Below are 15,510 nucleotides of genomic sequence, written 5' to 3' on the forward strand. Positions count from 1 at the left end.
TGGTACTGCAGGGGGGACCCTGTGGGAGAGTAGGACGCCGCCGAACAATCATTCAGAAAAGGCCCCACCCGGTTTCCGGGTGGGGCCTTTTCGCGCTTCCCGGTCGGTCGTGGAGTCGAGCAGCGAGTCAGGTGCCGACCGGGCCGGGGCGTCACGCCGGGACGGTGAGCAGCTTCTGGCCGTTGCCGGCGTAGATGTCGAAGTGACTGATCATTCCTGGGGACATGGGTACGGTCCCGGAAATCTTGGCGCCACCCGGGTACTCGCCGGCCTGCCAGGTGGCGGCGGTCGCTGTGGTGCCCGTGACCCCGACCGCTTGCAGGCTGCATGTGATCCCGGCGGGCGCCCCCTTTGCCGAGACCTGCAGCACGCTGCCCCAGGCGGCGGGCGAGACCTCGATCGAGGCGGACACGCCGGTGGTGGGGTCGGATCCGGAGAAAGTGCGGACCGGGGCCGGTGACGTCGGCGCGGGCTGCGCCACCTGGCTGCTCGTGGACGCGATGGTAGCCAGCCACGTACCGCCCGACGCTGCCGCAGCAATGAGCGTCGCGGCGGCTGCGACCCCAACCAGTCGCCTCCGCACGGCGATCCGACGTCGGGACGCGGCCTGCTGGAGCAGCCGGTCGAGCCGGCTCGGCTCGGTTCGCTGCGGCACGCCTGGCACGTCTGGCACGCCTGGCACGCCCGGCGCCGCAGTGGCCGCAGGCTCCCGCCGTGCTCGTTCGCGTGCGGCGGCCCGCTGTACCAACCGGTTGGCCAGGTCCTCGCTGGGCACGGGCGCTGCCTCGCCTGCGGCCTCGGCCTCGGCCTCGCTGACCCTAGCGAGTAGCGCGGGCAGCCCCGCCAGTTCGGCATGCTCGGCCTGGCACTCGGCGCATTCCGCGAGGTGGGCGCGGACCTGCTCGGTCTCCGCCGGGGACAGCGTTCCCAGCACGTATCCGCCCAGGGACATCCGGAAGGCGTCACGGTCGCCGTTCATGGTCCGCACCTCCTCCACGACGCTGTCACGGCTCGATGCCCCGTTCCTGCAGCGCCAGCCGCAGCGCCTTCAAGGCGTAGTACGTGCGCGACTTCACGGTCCCCACCGGAATGCCGAGCACTTCCGCGGCCTCGACCATCGTCCGGCCTCTGTAGTACGTCTCCAGCAGCACGGCCCGGTGATCCGGGGAGAGGGTCCGGATGGCCTCGGCCACCGCCCAGCTCTGCAGCGTCTGCTCGATTTCGTCTTCTCCGGGCGTCTGCTCCGCGAGCCGTTCCAGCGCCTCCCCGTCGACCTCGGTCGGTCTGGCCCGGCGGGCCCGGTGGGCGTCGATGACCAGGTTCCGGGCGACCGTGCACAGCCACGCCCGGGCCGGTCCGCGCTCGGGGTCGAACGCCGCCGGGTGCTGCCAGGCCCGCAGCAGTGTCTCCTGCACGACATCCTCGGCCCATTGCCAGTCTCCTGAGGTCAGTCGCAGGGCGAAGTGAAGCAGCGGCCCGGCATGCTCCGCGTACAGGGTGCGGAGTAGTTCCTCGTCCGCGCGGGAGATGGTCCCCGTACCAGAGACACGGTCCCCGGAGCGATCCGGCTCACTCGATGGACCGCGCCTCCGAAGACTCCACGGCATAAGTCGATCATCGCATATGCCACTAATCCGTGAAATCTCACAAAAGGTGCTTACATACCGAACCGTACAGCCGTCGGCACCCGTGGAACTGACGAGCACCGATCCTCGGAATCCCCTCCTTCCCCCCCCGTCCCGCAAGGAGTGAGCCGAGATGACCGCGGCCGGTAGCTGCCCGGGGAAGCCCGCCACCAGCGAGAAGGAGCCACCCAAATGTGTGGAAAGCAGAAGACACTCGCCGTCCTGACCGGGACCGTGCTGGCGGCCGGACTCACCAGCCCGGCCTTCGGTTCCACCGCCATCGCCGCTGTGCCACCGACCACGAGCACCGCCGCCAACGCGTCCGGGGCGTCGGTCGTGGCGTGGAACCGCGAGCTCATCACCATCCTGGGCGATCCGAAAGCCCAACCGTCCACCGTCCAGCCCACGCGCAGCTTCGCGATCCTCCAGGCCGCCGAGTACGACGCGGTGGTGTCGATCACCCGGGCGGCCCCTCCGTACGTGTTCTCGGTGCCGGCACCTCAGGGCGCACGTGCGGACGTCGCAGCGGACCAGGCAGCGCACGACGTGCTGGTCGCCCTGTACCCCGCCAAGCGGGCAGGCGTGGACCGGCAGCTGAGGAGCCAGTTGTCCGCGATCGCCGACGGCACCGGTAAGCAGGCGGGCATCGGCGTGGGAACAGCGGTCGCGCGCCGACTGATCAGTCTGCGCTCCGATGACGGGTCATCGACCAAGCCGCCGGAGTTCACTCCCGGCGGCCTGCCCGGCGACTACCGGCGCACGCCGCCCGACTTCCCCACGCCGGTGTTCACCAACTGGGGCTCGGTCAAGCCGTTCGTGCTGGCGAGCGGAAGCCAGTTCCGTCCGGCAGCGCCGCCGGTCGTGGGCACCGCCGAGTACGCCGCCGCCCTGAACGAGGTCAAGAGCCTGGGGAGCAAGACCAGTACCACCCGCACTCCCGATCAGACCGCGGCCGCGAAGTTCTGGGCGGCAGCGCCCGTCTGGAACGTCTGGAACCAGGTCGCGCAGGGTCTTGTCACCTCCGAGAACGCGAGCCTGGAGAAAGCGGTGAAGGTCTTCGCCCGGCTCGACCTGTCCCTCGCCGACACCGCGATCGCGATGTACGACGCCAAGTACGCCTACCACGTGTGGCGGCCCGTGACCGCGATCCGGCTCGGCGACTCGCACGACAACCCGGGCATCGTCGGCGATCCCCACTGGACCCCCCTCCTGCCGACCGCCCCGGACCCGTCCTACCCCGGCGCTCACGGCGCTCTCAGCCAGGCGGCGGCGACGACGCTCGCCGGGTTCTACGGTGCGCAGCACCGGCTCACGGTGACCTCAAAGGGCGTCACCCGAACCTTCGCCGGCTTCCAGGACGCCGCCACCGAAGCCTGGCTCAGTCGGGTCTGGTCCGGCCAGCACACCTCCATCGACAACCAGGCCGGCCGGCAACTCGGTACGCAGGTGGCCGAGTTCGTGGCGCACGACCTCTGACCGTCCGCGCGGCGCCGAGGTGCCAGGGCGCCGGGACCGGGAGCCGGCTGCACCCGCCATGTCGGGTGCAGCCGGCCGTCGGTTGAAGGCCGTTCACCGGGGCCGGCCCGGTGGCGGCCAGGGGCGGCGCATGCGCAGAGCGAGTGCCGGGCACTGGTTCACGGCCCGGCGGGCACCGTGTTCCTGCCAGGGGGCGACGGGGATGGTGGTCGACGCGGGATAGCCGTGCGGGCCGAGCCGGACGAGGCCGGGGGCCAGTACGCCGCACAGCCCGTGCCCGGCACAGCGGGACCAGTCCACCTCCAGGCGTGCGCCTTCGTCGTGGGGGAGCGGCAGCACGCCGAGGACCGGCCTCCCGCACCCGGGGCCGGCCACGTGGGCCTCGACGTCCCGGGCGAACACGTCGAGTGCGCTCAGCACGAAGCGCGCCGTGCCGTCGGGGTGTGAGCAGGCGCCACCGCCCTGCGCGCTGCCGAGCGCGCGCCGGACGTCCTCCAGTGCGGCGGGCCCGTCGGCGCCCGTGGCCAGTGCGGCGAGCGCTTCGGCCGCGTCGGGCAGCCCGCGCCTGCACGGCCCGCACTGTCCGGCCGACTCGCCCGCCAACCAGGTCGCGACCCGGGTGATCTCGCCGAGCGGGCACGTGTCGGCAGTGAGCGCGACGATCGCACCGGCGCCGAGGGTGCCGCCGAGCTCGGCGAGACCGGTGCGTGAGAGTGACGCGCCGACGGCGTCCACCGGGCCCAGCCAGGCGCCGTGATAGCCGCCGACCAGCACGCCGGCGCCCGGACGCAGCCCACACGCGTCCAGTACGTCTCCCAGCCTCGTGCCGAACGGGACCTCGACCACCAGGGGACCCGCTGCGGGACGGTTGACCGTCAGCAGGACCGTGCCCGGTTCGGCGGTGGTGCCGACAGCCGCGTACGCTCCGGGGCCGAGCCGGGCGGCCACGGCGAGCTGAGCCCAGGTCTCGGCGTTGGACAGCAGCGTCGGGCGCCGTCGAACGCCTCCCGTTCCGCCCTCGGCCGCGCGGGCCCGCACCGTGGCGGGTTGGACCGGAAGCCCGTTGACCCCGCGGATCAGTGCGCTTGACTCGCCGGAGACGAAGCGTTCGGGAAGGCAGACGGTCCGGGCCGGGCACGGCAGGTCGCGCTCGTCGAGGGCGGCGGGGACCGAGACCTCGCCGGGGCTGCCGGCGGTGACGCCGATGACGATCTCCTCGGCCCCGAAGGCGGCTGCGGCGAGGCAGGCGCCGTCGAGCGCGAGGTGCGGAGAGCGGGCGAGCAGCATCCGGTCCTTGGCGCTCGGAGGCTCGCCCTCCGAGCCGTTCACCACGATGACCGGACGTGCCCCGGTTCGGTCGGCGGCGGCCATCGCGGCCCGGGCCTTGCGGGCGAAGGGGAATCCCGCGCCGCCGCGTCCGCGCAGATCGACGTGCTCGGCCAGATCCAGCAGGTCGTCCCGGGTGGGCCGGGGGAGCGGAGGGTGGACGTGGGTGTGGGAGGCGAGGTCGAGGCGGCGGAAGCGGTCCAGCCCGGCAGTCAGCCGGGCCGGCCCCAGGTGGAACACCTGCGGCAGGTCGATCCGGGTGCTCACAGGTCACCGCCGGGCCGGAGCAGCCCCAGGTGCGGGGGTGCGGCCGGCGTGGCGTGCCGCGGCCGACGCGGCACCGTGCCGATTCGGGCCGCCGCGCTCGCGGTCGCCGAGGACGGACCGTTCCAGGCGGTCGCCAGACCGCCACGGTGCCGTGCCGAGGGTGTGGAGAAGACGGTCGGCCCGGCCGGGAGCGGTGTGCCGGCCAGGTGGGCCTTCGAGGCGCGCCGGTGCCGGGTGACGGCTCGGTGGTGGCCCAGCCAGGAGAGGGTCCGTACCAGCAGGGCGAGGGCGACCGGCGCCGCACACAGGCCATAGCCCCACAGGACCCAGGCGTGCGCCGCGCGTCCGGCGGTCAGACCGTGGGCCAGCGCGATCGGCCAGCAGGCGTACGCGCCCGCGTGCAGCACACGCCAGAGCCAGGCATGCCGGCTTCCCGCGAATCGTCCGCGAAAGGCGCCCGTCGCCGCGACCAGGACGAGCAGGTCGGCCGCGACGGTTCCCAGGTCCACCGCCACGGTGGTCGTGCCGGTGAAGGGGAGGACCGCGCTCCGCGGGTCGGCGTGGTGCTCGGCGACCTTGACCGCGACGTGAACGGCCAGGAAGCCGAGCGCCGCGACGGCGGTTGCCCGGTGCACCGACTGGACGGCCACCCGCAGCCGCGGGGTCAGGACCAGGCGGTCGGTGGCGGCCAGCCCGCACACGACCGCCGCGGTCAGCGAGAGCAGGGTGAAGACCCCGGCGAAGTAGTCCAGGAAGGCGATGACACGACCAGCCACGGCGACCGGCCCGCCACCGACCGCGGTACCTGCGAGAAGGGCGAGTGCGGCCATCGGGAATCCTTCTTCCGTGGTTCGGGCCCGCCGGCGGGTTGTGGGCCGACAGCGGTGTCGGATCGGCTGGACTCGCCTCGAAGCCGGATCGAAGAGCGCGCCCGTTCGTGGGACGGGTGGCGCGGCTGGACCCGCCCATTCTTTGCGGCACCCGAACGGGGGAACAAGGTCCCCGCATACGACACCGGGCAGTAGGAGGGCCCTGGCGCGGGGCCTCGTACGGCGCCTGCCCGCGCCCCGGACAGGGGCCCGTGCCTACGGCCGAACGTAGTAGCTACCCGGAGTGACGTAACCAGGCTCACGCTCCGATGCCGCAGAGGGCGACGGATCGTCGTCGATCGACCACGGTCGGTCAGGTATCGGCCGCGCAGGCTGACAAGCGCCCCCGTACGGGTGACAAACCTCCGGGAGCTGACGCAAACGGGGTGCTGGGCGCCGCCGAATCCCTTCGCTTCAACTGATCATGACGGATGATCAGCTACGCTCTCGCCCGCCCTCCCGACCCGCCGAAGCAGAGAGTAGCCCGACATGAGCAGTCCCCCTGCCGCCGCCGCGCCCCGCTGGCCGCTGATCCTGCTGCGCATCTCCACCGCCACGCTGGCGCTGCTGTCCCTGCTCCAGGTCATGCTGGCCGGCAGCTTCCTCAACGGCACCTACGAATCCCTCAAGGACCACGAGGGCACCGCGATGGCGATCGGCACCGTGGTCGTGCTCCAGCTGGCGGTGGCCGCGCTGGTGTGGCGGCCCGGCCGCGGTCCGCTCTGGCCGCTGTGGACCACCGCCGTGCTCGCCGTCGCCGTGGTCGGCCAGATGGCGGCCGGCTACGGCCGGGCGATCGGGGTGCACGTCACCCTGGGCGTGCTGCTGGTCAGCGGCGTCCTGTTCGGCCTGGTCGGCGCCTGGCGGATGCCGTTGCCCGTCCGGGCGGGTTTGCCCGAGAGCGGCGCGGACGGCAACGGGCGGCTGCCGCGCCCCGGTGGGCCGGTGGAGGTGAGCCAGTGAACCGCCGCCGCTTCCTGGGCATCGGCGCCTCCGTGCTCGGCGCGGGCGCGCTGACCGCCGTCGCCGTCCCCTCGGCGGCCCGGCTGCTCGCCGAGGGCCGCCCCGGGCGGCTGCTCAGCAGCGAACTCGACCTGCCGGGGCCCTTCCAGGTGACGCTGCCGGTGCCGGCGGTGCTCAAGCCGGTGCGCACCGACAGCACCAACGACTACTACGAGATCACCCAGAAGGTCGCCGAGCTGGAGATCCTGCCCGGGGTGCGGACCGAAGCCTGGACGTACGGCGGCAGCTTCCCCGGGCCGACGGTGGTCACCCGGTCCGGCCGGGCGGCGGTGATCAAACACCGCAACGAGCTGCCGGTGCCGTCCGTGGTCCACCTGCACGGCGGGCACACCCCGGCCGACAGCGACGGCTACCCGGTGGACCTGCTGCTGCCGGTCGGGTCCCCCGCCGCGGCCATGTCCTCAGGCTCCATGGACGGCATGCCGGGGATGCGGCACGCGACGGGCCACAACGTAATCGGCGAGCGCACCCACACCTATCCGGGCGAGCAGCGCGCCGCCACCCTCTGGTACCACGACCACCGGATGGGCTTCACCGGCCCCGGCGTCTGGCGCGGCCTGTCGGGCTTCCATCTGGTCCACGACGACGAGGAGGACGCGCTGCCGCTGCCGCGCGGCGAGCGGGACCTCCCGCTGATGCTCGCCGACCGCTCCTTCGCCGCCGACGGCTCCTTCCGGTACCCGTCCACCGACGCCGCGCTCGCCGTGCCCGGCGTCACCGACGACTACATGAACGGCGTGCTCGGCGACGTCATCCTGGTCAACGGCGCCCCCTGGCCACGCCTGGACGTCGACCGCGCGCACTACCGGCTGCGGCTGCTCAATGCCTCCAACACCCGGCTCTACCGGCTCGAACTCGACCCCCAGCCCTCCGGCGGCGACGCACTGGTCCAGATCGGCTCCGACGGCGGCCTGCTCGCCGCCCCGCTCACCCACGACGCGATCGAGATCGCCCCCGCCGAACGCTTCGACGTGGTGGTCGACTTCTCCCGCTACCAGCCCGGCACCCAGGTGCGGCTGCTCAACCGCTTCGGCAGCGGGCGGACGGCCGAGGTGATGCGCTTCGACGTCTCCTCCCGGGCGGTGAGCGACGACGCCACGGTGCCCGACAAGCTGTCCACCATCGAGGAGTTGGCCGCCTCGGCGGCCGTCACCACCCGCGACTTCAAGTTCCGCCGCAGTCGCGACGACGGCTGGACCATCAACGGCGACCCGTACGAGCCCGGGCGCAACGTCGCCACGCCCGCGCTCGGCGGCGTCGAACGGTGGCGCTTCTCCTCCGACGTGCACCACCCGGTGCACCTCCACCTCGATCACTTCCAGGTGACCGGGCGCAACGGCAAGGACCCCGGCCCGTGGGACAGGGGCTGGAAGGACACCGTCGACCTGCGCCCGGCCGAGGCGGTGGAGGTGCTGGTGCGGTTCACCGACTACGCGGGGACGTACATGATGCACTGCCACAACCTGGAGCACGAGGACATGGCGATGATGGCCGATTTCACCGTGAGGTGACCGGGCGGCCCCGCCCGAGCCGCCTCATCCGAGCGGCCTCATCCGAGCGGCCCCGCCCGGGCGGCCTCACCCGATCGGCCGAGTGCCGGAGGGCGTGTGCTGCGCCCTCCGGCACTCTTGTCCTAGCGTCGCGGTCAGGTGTACTCGTTGAAGGTTGCCTGGTGACGGACGGAGCCGCCGCATGACCACCCCCGCCGAACGCCGCCGCACCGGTCGGGCCGCGCGCGAGCGCGTCTCCCGCTCCGACCACGGCCGGTGGATCCCGACCGCGGACCGGCCCGACCCGCTCGGCGTCCTGGAGGCGCAGGGCGCCGACCGGGTCACCCGGCTGCTGCCGATCCGCTACGGGCGGATGGCCGACAGCCCGTTCACCTACCTGCGCGGCGCCGCCGCGGTGATGGCCGCCGACCTCGCGGCCGTCCCGAACACCGGCCTGACCGTCCAACTCTGCGGCGACGCCCACCTGTTGAACTTCGGCGTGTACGCCTCGCCGGAGCGCGCGCTGCTCTTCGACGTCAACGACTTCGACGAGACCTACCCCGGGCCCTTCGAGTGGGACGTCAAGCGTCTGGCCGCCAGCATCGCGGTCGCCGCCCGGGACAACGGCCAGGGCGACGAGCGGGCCCGGCGTGCCGCGCTCACCGCCGTCCAGAGCTACGCCACCGCGATGCGCCGGCTGGCCGGGAGGGGCGAACTCGACGTCTGGTACAGCCGGATCGACGCCGCCGAGCTGCTGCCGCTGGTCGGCAGGTCCAAGCGGCGCAGCCGGGCGGAGGCCGAGCTCGCCCACGCCCGGCGCCGCACCAGCCTGCAGGCCTTCGGCAAGCTCACCGAGGAGCGGGACGGGCGGCGGCGGATCATCAGCTCGCCACCGCTGATCGAGGAGCTGAAGGGGACCGAACTGCGCGACATCGGCAAGGTGTTCAGCGACTACCGGGCCGCCCTGGCCGAGGACCGACGGGTGCTGATGGACCGCTACCGCTTCGTGGAAGCGGCGATGAAGGTGGTCGGCGTCGGCAGTGTCGGCACCCGCTGCTATATCCTCCTGCTGGAGGGCCGGGACACCCGCGACCCGCTGTTCCTGCAGCTCAAGGAGGCCGGTCGGTCGGTGCTGGAGGAGCACCTGCCGCCCACCCGGGTGGACGCCGAGGTCGCCGCCCACCACGGAGGACGCCGGGTGGTCACCGGGCAGCACCTGATGCAGGCCGCCAGCGACATCTTCCTCGGCTGGACCGCCGGCCCGGCCGGGCGGCACTTCTACGGCCGCCAACTGCGCGACATGAAGGGCTCGGTGGAGGTCGACGCGATGACCCCGGCCGGCCTGCGCGCCTACGCCGACCTGTGCGGGCGCACCCTCGCCCGCGCCCACGCCCGCACCGGCGACCGCCTCGCCATCGCCGGCTACCTGGGCGGCGCCGAAACCTTCGCCGAGGCGGTCGCCGACTTCGCGCTGAAGTACGCGGAGCGGACGACGGCCGACCACGCGGAGCTGGTCGAGGCCATCGAGACCGGGCGGGTCACCGCGACGCGGGGCGTGTGAGGGCTGGGGTCGGCGCAAACGGCGCGGTCGGTGCCACGAGGTCCGCGAGCCTCTCCAACTGCTCGTACTGGCCCTTGAGTTCCAGCGCGCCGAGCCGGGCGACGACCTGCCGGGCGCCCGCCTCGGTGTAGCGGCGCAGCGTGGCGGCGACCTGTTCCGGGGTGCCGAGGGCGATCGCCTGGATGTGCTCCACCTCCTCCAAGGGCAGGCCGTAGTTGGACCGGACGTAGGCGTCCATGGTGCGGCGGGCGGCCTTGAGGTCCTCGTCGATCCGGACGTTGACGAAGAGCGCGGGGGTGACGGCCTCCTGGGCGCGCCCGGCCTCGCGGGCGGCCTGCCGGACGGCGGCGAGCCCGGTGGCGTAGTCGGCCGGGTCGGGCGGGTAGGGCAGCCAGCCGTCGTACCGCCGCCCGGTGCGGGCGAGCGCCGCCGGGGTGGCGCCGCCGAGCCAGATCGGCGGCCCCTGTGGACGGAACGGCCTCGTGGCGGGCGGGAGGTCGGGGAAGGAGTGGAACTCGCCGTGGAACTCCGTCGCCCCCGCCCACAGGGCCCGCCAGAGGGCGACGGTCTCGTCCAGCCGGGCGAAGCGGCGCTCCCACGGCACCTGGGACAGCTCGTGCAGCGGCCGCCCGAAGTGCCCGGGGAAGGCCGCGCCGACCGCGACGGTCAGCCGTCCGCCGGAGAGCTGGTCCACCGAGGCCAGGGTCTGCGCGGTCTGCACCGGGCGGCGCAGGACCGGCAGCAGCGCACCGGTGCCCAGCCGGATCCGCTCGGTCACCGGGGCGACCGCGGCCAGCATGGTGAGCGGCTCGATCCGCGGGGTGAGCAGGGAGTCGTTGACGAACAGCGAGGCGAAGCCCAACTGCTCCGCCCGGCGGGCGAATCCGATCAGGTCGCGGGCACCGCCGGCGGGCGCCCACTGGTCCTGGCCGGTGGGGAGGAAAACACCGATGTTCATGCCGTCGATCCTTCTCGTCGCGGTGAATGGACTCAATTCCCCGGGGGGAATGGCGGGTGGCGCCGGGCCCGGATAGAAATGGGGCGTGGACTTCCCCCGGGCGCTGCGCGAGCGCCGTACCGGCAGCCGGATCAGTCAGCTCGACCTCGCCACCCGAGCGGGCACCACCCAGCGGCACCTCAGCTTCATCGAGTCCGGCCGCTCGGTGCCCGGGCGGGGCATGGTCGTACGCCTCGCCGAGTCACTCGACCTGCCGCTGCGGGAACGCAACGAGCTGCTGCTGGCCGCCGGTTACGCCCCCGTCTACCCGGAGACGCCGCTGGACGGGCCGCAACTGGCGCCGGTCCGGGCGGCGATCGACCACATCCTGGCCGGCCACCTGCCGTACCCCGCGGTGGTGGTGGACCGGCGCGGCGACGTGGTCGCGGCCAACGAGGCACTGGACGTGATCACCGAGGGCGCCGACCCGCGCCTGGTCGGGCCCGGCACCAACGCCTACCGGCTCGCCCTGCACCCGGACGGTCTCGCGCCGCGCATCCTCAACTTCGACGCCTGGGCCCGGCACATCGTCGAGCGGACCCGCCATCTGGGCGAACTGCACGAGGAGTTGAGCTCCTACGTGCCCGAAGCGGTGGTGGGGGAGCAGCACTTGGGCTTCGCGGTGCCGCTGGAGCTACGGACCCCGCTCGGCGAGCTGCACCTGATGACCACGGTGACCACCTTCGCCACCGCCGTCGACGTGACCCTCGCCGAGCTGAAGTTGGAGGCGTTCCTGCCCGCCGACGCCCGGACCGCGGAGCTGCTGGTCAGAGCCCGGGGAACTGGTAGTCGGCGGTGATCCGCCCGTCGGCGTCCAGGACGACGAACTCCACACCGCCGCCCACCGCCTCACCGCCGCCGGCCGGCACCATCTCCCAGGTGAAGCGGACCACGTTGCGCAGCCGCACGGCGTCCGGCCGGGCCCGGAAGGTGAACTCCCCGGGCGCCACGAACTCCTGGTACGCGCGGGCGACGCGGAATTCCAGCTCCCGGTAGCCGCGCGCTTCGAGCACCGGCTCCGGGAAGCCCACCCGGGCGGCCTCCTCGCGGATCCCCTCCGGGGGGTGGACGAGGTGCACGCCGTCCTCGGTCCACAGCCGCTCGATCGCCTCGCGCCGCTGATCGGCGTCGGGCTCGGTCCACAAGGCGGCGTAACGGTCGGCGAGTTGCTGGGCACTGGTGGTCATGGCCGGCTCCTTCACGGGTTCGGTCGGTCACTGTGTGCCCCATCCTCGAATCGACGCCGCCACCGGACAATTCCCGCCGGGGAATGGCCGCCGGGGAAGCGCCGCCGTTCCCGGGTGGAAGGCCTACGAAGTCCGTGGGAACGTCGAGAGCGGGGGGAGTCCCTGGCCGCTGCCCGCAGGAGGTGGACGTCATGAGCGCCGAGGTCAACAAGCAGATCGTGGAAGGCTTCGACGCCCTGGTCCGGGCCGGGGACGTCAGCCGCCTGGACGAGTTCTGCACACCGGACCTGGTCAACCACGCCCTCGCCCCCGGCCGGCCCGCCGGCCTCGCGGGCACCCGGGAGTTCCTCACCACGACGGCCCGGCAGTTCGAGGACGACCACTGGCGCGGCTGCCGCACCGTCGCCGAGGACGACCTGGTCGTCCAGTTCGGCCTGCGGGCCGGGCGCTGGACGGGCGGCGACTTCCTCGGCTTCCCCACCCACAGCGGCGACTACGCCCGGGAGGTCGCCTTCGCCTACCGGCTGCGGGAGGGGCGGATCGCCGAACGCTGGGCGATCCGCGACGACCTCACCATGATCCGCCAGCTCGGCGGCATCCGGCTTTGACATCCTCCCCCGGCTGAAGCCGGGGGATTCCTCCCGCGCCTGCGGCACGGGTATCCGTGGGTCGCAGGTCGCCGAGGTGGGTTCCCCGTTCGACGGGCCGTGCCTGGTGTGGGATTGCCACGCCGGGACTTGCCGGCCCTCCAGGGGCGTTTAGCCTGTCCGCCTGCCCGGCGGCCAGGATGTTTCGAGCAGCGTTGAGATCGCGGTCATGGAGCACACCGCACGCCGTACAGGCCCACTCGCGGACAGCGAGGGGCTTGGGTCCGTCGCGCTGTCCGCACTCTGAGCAGAGCTGGGAGGACGGGTACGCGCGGTGCACGATGCCGATGGTGCGCCCGTACCGGGCTGCCTTCTCTTCGAGGAGTCGCCGGAAGGTGGACCATCCGGCGTCGTGGACGGACTTGGCGAGTCGGCCTCGGGCGAGGCCGCGCACGTTCAGGTCCTCCAGGTAGACGGCTTGGTTCTCGCCGATCAGCCTGGTGGTCTGCTTGTGCAGCCAGTCCATGCGGGTGTCGGCCACCTTGGCATGGGCCTTGGCGACCTTCTTGCGGGCCTTGGCCCGGTTCCTGCTGCCCTTGGTCTTACGGGACAGCTCCCGCTGCGCGGCCTTGAGCTTCTTCTCAGCCTTGCGGAGGAAGCGCGGGTTGTCGATCACGGTGCCGTCGGAGAGGACGGCGTAGGTGGTCAGGCCCAGGTCGATGCCGATCTCGGCGGCTGTCTCGGGCAGGGGACCAGGCTCGATGTCCACGACGAAGCTGGCGTGGTAGCGGCCTGCCGCGTCCAGCACGATCGTCACCGACGACGGGTCCACCGGAAGCGCGCGGGACCACTTCACCCGCACGTCGCCGATCTTCGCCAGGTTCAGCTTTCCGTTCGAACGGATACGAAACCCGTTGCGGGTGAAGCGCAGGCTCTGCCGGTTGTCCCTCTTCGACTTGAAACGGGGCAGCCCGACCGGACGCCCTGCGCGCTTACCGGACGCCGAGTCGAAGAAGTTCCGGTACGCGGTGTCCAAATCCCGCAAGGACTGGATCAACGGGTCCACACCGACAGACGAAAGCCACGCCCGCTCGGCGGGTTTCTTCGCGGCCGTGATCACCAGCTTCTGCAGATCGGCGCTCTTCGGGTACGGCAAGCCCCCTTTCCGGGCATCCTTCCGCGCCGCAAGAGCGTCGTTGTACACCACCCGCGCACACCCGAACGTCCGGGCCAGCGCAACCCGCTGACCGACCGTCGGGTAGATGCGATACGAGTACCTCAGATGCACACGATCAACCTAACAAAGACCACTGACAGCGCCTCAGTTTCAGAACTCCGGATCTCACTCCACCACTTCGTGGCTCCGAGACAAGGAACCGATTCCTCCCGGGGGTTGAAGCCCCGGGCTTCCTCGGCAGGATCAGGTGAGCCGAGATCGCGCTCCGGGCGGCCGGTAGGCTGCCGCGGCCTCAGCAGGCCCGGGGCCGGACGGCGGCGATCAGCAGGGCGCAAGCGACCAGGAGCCCGGCGGCGTGGAACGGGCCCGGGCCGCCGGCCGCGGTGCCGAGGGTGGTCGCGGCGAGCAGCGGGCCCATCGTGGCGCCGAGGTTGAGGGCGGCGGTCGCGTAGGCGCCTGCCATGGTGGGTGCCCCGGCCGCCTCGTACAGGACCCGGGTGATCAGCGTGCCGCCGACGGCGAAGGACAGCGCGCCCAGTAGGAACACCAGGGGGAGCAGGGCGGCCGGTCGGTCCGCCAGCACGGCCAGCGCGGGCCAGCCGAGCAGCAGCAGCGGGCCGGCCACGGCGAGGAGCAGGCCGGGGCGGCGGTCCGCGAGCCGCCCGGCGACGGTGACGCCGACGAACGACCCGGCGCCGAACAGCACCAGCGCGACCGGGACCCACAGCCCGCCGAGCCCGGCGGTGCCGGTCACGACGGGGGCGAGGAAGGTGAAGCCGCCGAAGGTCCCGCCGTTCACGAGGGCGGCGAGCAGCATCGCGCGGAGCAGCCGGGGCGACGCAGCCGGCCGAGTTCGGTGCGTAGGGCCGGGCCGTCGGACCGGTCGGCTGTTGTGGTGAGGGCGGGGAGGCCCTTGGCGATGCCGACGGCGGCGGGCAGGCAGAGCGCGGCCACGGCCCAGAAGGCGGCTCGCCAGCCGAACAGCGCGCCGAGCACCGCGCCGCCGGGGACACCGGCGACCGTGGCCACCGTCGTCCCCGAGAGCAGCACGGCCAGCGCCCGCCCCGTGCGGTCCGCCGGGACCAGCGCGGCGGCGGTGATCAGGGCGACGGCGAGGAAACCGGCGTCGGCGAACGCGGCGAGGACCCGGCAGGCGAGCAGTACCGGGAGGTTCGCGGTGGTCGCCCCCACCACGTGGGCGGCCGCGAACAGCAGCACGAAGCCGAGCAGGCTGCTGCGGCCCGGCCGGTTACGGGCGAGCGCGGCCATCAGCGGGGCGCCGGCCACCATGCCGAGCGCGAAGGCCGAGGTGAGGGTGCCGGCCGTCCCGAGGGGGACGTCGAGATCGGCGGCGAGGTCCGGCAGCAGGCCGGCCAGCATGAACTCCGAGGTGCCCATGGCGAACACGGCCAGGGCGAGCAGGTAGAGCGGGAAGGGCATCGAGAGGCTCCGGGACGAGGAGAAGCACGGCAGGAACGTCCGTCTCGTCACCGCGGCCGGCCCCCGAGGGCGCACGCGTCCGCCCGACCGGCCCGGCAAGGGCGCTCGGTCGGGTCCTCAGTGGTGGATCAGTGCTTCAGGGGGCTGACGGCGTGACCGAAAGCCCCCACCTTGGCTGCCTCAGGGCTCGACATGCCCTGCACGCTACCCGACCGTCCGTCCCCGAAGCACCCCGATTTCCGGTTGCTTGGGCGGGCGGGCGCCTGTGGGCAGGGCCGTGGCCGAGCTGCGCACCGGACTCCCGCCGATCCGCCGCCGGCAGGAGTCCGGCCCCGCCCCTTGGGCCGCGATGACGGCAGCACCGGGCCTGACCTGCCCGGGGCCGGCGTCGATTGATGCTCCTATGGGCTGTCAAGCGGCGGTGAGCCATTCGCGGTAGGAGTTGGCGAGGTCGTCGTCTCGGCGGATCCCGCGTTCGAGGGTGG

At 72.9% G+C, this 15,510-nt stretch carries 14 protein-coding genes and 1 pseudogene; 6 read left to right on the forward strand and 9 right to left on the reverse strand.

Translation table 11 applies throughout. From position 1 onward, the window contains the following. Positions 1 to 151: 151 nt before the first annotated feature. On the reverse strand, positions 152 to 979 hold the full coding sequence (locus ACGF12_RS36175) for an anti-sigma factor family protein (protein ID WP_393040101.1): 828 nt from the start codon (positions 977 to 979) through the stop codon (positions 152 to 154). A gap of 25 nt (positions 980 to 1,004) precedes the next feature. Further along, positions 1,005 to 1,607, reverse strand: coding sequence for a sigma-70 family RNA polymerase sigma factor (locus ACGF12_RS36180; RefSeq protein ID WP_393040104.1), 603 nt, complete (start codon positions 1,605 to 1,607; stop codon positions 1,005 to 1,007). Between the two features lie 210 nt (positions 1,608 to 1,817). On the opposite strand from ACGF12_RS36180, the gene ACGF12_RS36185 reads away from it, so the two are divergent. Continuing rightward, positions 1,818 to 3,101, forward strand: a complete 1,284-nt coding sequence (locus ACGF12_RS36185) for a vanadium-dependent haloperoxidase (protein ID WP_393040107.1) — start codon at positions 1,818 to 1,820, stop codon at positions 3,099 to 3,101. Between the two features lie 93 nt (positions 3,102 to 3,194). Here ACGF12_RS36185 and ACGF12_RS36190 read toward each other — a convergent pair whose 3' ends face one another. Next, complete coding sequence (locus tag ACGF12_RS36190) at positions 3,195 to 4,694, reverse strand: NADH-ubiquinone oxidoreductase-F iron-sulfur binding region domain-containing protein (protein WP_393040110.1); 1,500 nt, start codon at positions 4,692 to 4,694, stop codon at positions 3,195 to 3,197. After that, positions 4,691 to 5,524 carry a hypothetical protein gene (locus tag ACGF12_RS36195; RefSeq protein WP_393040113.1) on the reverse strand — a complete coding sequence of 278 codons (834 nt, stop codon included), beginning with the start codon at positions 5,522 to 5,524 and terminating at the stop codon, positions 4,691 to 4,693. Before ACGF12_RS36195 ends, ACGF12_RS36190 begins: the two co-directional genes overlap by 4 nt. A 528-nt stretch (positions 5,525 to 6,052) precedes the next feature. Between ACGF12_RS36195 and ACGF12_RS36200 the strand changes: the two genes are divergently transcribed. From ACGF12_RS36200 to ACGF12_RS36210, 3 genes are all read left to right on the forward strand, one after another. Then, the gene (locus ACGF12_RS36200) at positions 6,053 to 6,526 is read left to right on the forward strand and encodes a hypothetical protein (protein WP_393040116.1); all 474 of its coding nucleotides are present in this window, start codon (positions 6,053 to 6,055) and stop codon (positions 6,524 to 6,526) included. Then, positions 6,523 to 8,097 carry a multicopper oxidase family protein gene (locus ACGF12_RS36205; RefSeq protein WP_393040119.1) on the forward strand — a complete coding sequence of 525 codons (1,575 nt, stop codon included), beginning with the start codon at positions 6,523 to 6,525 and terminating at the stop codon, positions 8,095 to 8,097. Before ACGF12_RS36200 ends, ACGF12_RS36205 begins: the two co-directional genes overlap by 4 nt. Positions 8,098 to 8,278: 181 nt before the next feature. Continuing rightward, on the forward strand, positions 8,279 to 9,637 hold the full coding sequence (locus tag ACGF12_RS36210; RefSeq protein ID WP_393040122.1) for a DUF2252 domain-containing protein: 1,359 nt from the start codon (positions 8,279 to 8,281) through the stop codon (positions 9,635 to 9,637). Here the strand turns inward: ACGF12_RS36210 and ACGF12_RS36215 are convergent. Continuing rightward, positions 9,615 to 10,595 (reverse strand): LLM class flavin-dependent oxidoreductase, encoded by a 981-nt coding sequence (locus ACGF12_RS36215; RefSeq protein WP_393040125.1) that lies wholly within the window; start codon positions 10,593 to 10,595, stop codon positions 9,615 to 9,617. The two genes, ACGF12_RS36210 and ACGF12_RS36215, sit on opposite strands and share 23 nt — an antisense overlap. Positions 10,596 to 10,680: 85 nt before the next feature. Here ACGF12_RS36215 and ACGF12_RS36220 point away from each other — a divergent pair, with 85 nt between their 5' ends. Continuing rightward, entirely contained in the window at positions 10,681 to 11,433 is a 753-nt protein-coding gene (locus tag ACGF12_RS36220; protein WP_393040128.1) for a helix-turn-helix domain-containing protein, read from the forward strand. Here the strand turns inward: ACGF12_RS36220 and ACGF12_RS36225 are convergent. Further along, complete coding sequence (locus tag ACGF12_RS36225) at positions 11,402 to 11,821, reverse strand: hypothetical protein (protein ID WP_393040131.1); 420 nt, start codon at positions 11,819 to 11,821, stop codon at positions 11,402 to 11,404. The two genes, ACGF12_RS36220 and ACGF12_RS36225, sit on opposite strands and share 32 nt — an antisense overlap. Positions 11,822 to 12,012: 191 nt before the next feature. Here ACGF12_RS36225 and ACGF12_RS36230 point away from each other — a divergent pair, with 191 nt between their 5' ends. Next, positions 12,013 to 12,429, forward strand: coding sequence for an ester cyclase (locus tag ACGF12_RS36230; protein WP_393040133.1), 417 nt, complete (start codon positions 12,013 to 12,015; stop codon positions 12,427 to 12,429). Here ACGF12_RS36230 and ACGF12_RS36235 read toward each other — a convergent pair. The 3 genes and pseudogenes from ACGF12_RS36235 to ACGF12_RS36245 form a co-directional block, all read right to left on the reverse strand. Beyond that, on the reverse strand, positions 12,392 to 13,696 hold the full coding sequence (locus ACGF12_RS36235; protein WP_393040136.1) for an RNA-guided endonuclease InsQ/TnpB family protein: 1,305 nt from the start codon (positions 13,694 to 13,696) through the stop codon (positions 12,392 to 12,394). The genes ACGF12_RS36230 and ACGF12_RS36235 overlap by 38 nt on opposite strands. 181 nt (positions 13,697 to 13,877) lie before the next feature. Next, complete coding sequence (locus ACGF12_RS36240) at positions 13,878 to 14,561, reverse strand: MFS transporter (protein ID WP_393040139.1); 684 nt, start codon at positions 14,559 to 14,561, stop codon at positions 13,878 to 13,880. Between the two features lie 2 nt (positions 14,562 to 14,563). After that, a pseudogene (locus ACGF12_RS36245) lies at positions 14,564 to 15,025 on the reverse strand (MFS transporter); the annotation flags it as partial. Positions 15,026 to 15,510 lie beyond the last annotated feature (485 nt).

It is taken from the genome of Kitasatospora sp. NPDC048296, assembly GCF_043201815.1.
Classification (GTDB): domain Bacteria; phylum Actinomycetota; class Actinomycetes; order Streptomycetales; family Streptomycetaceae; genus Kitasatospora.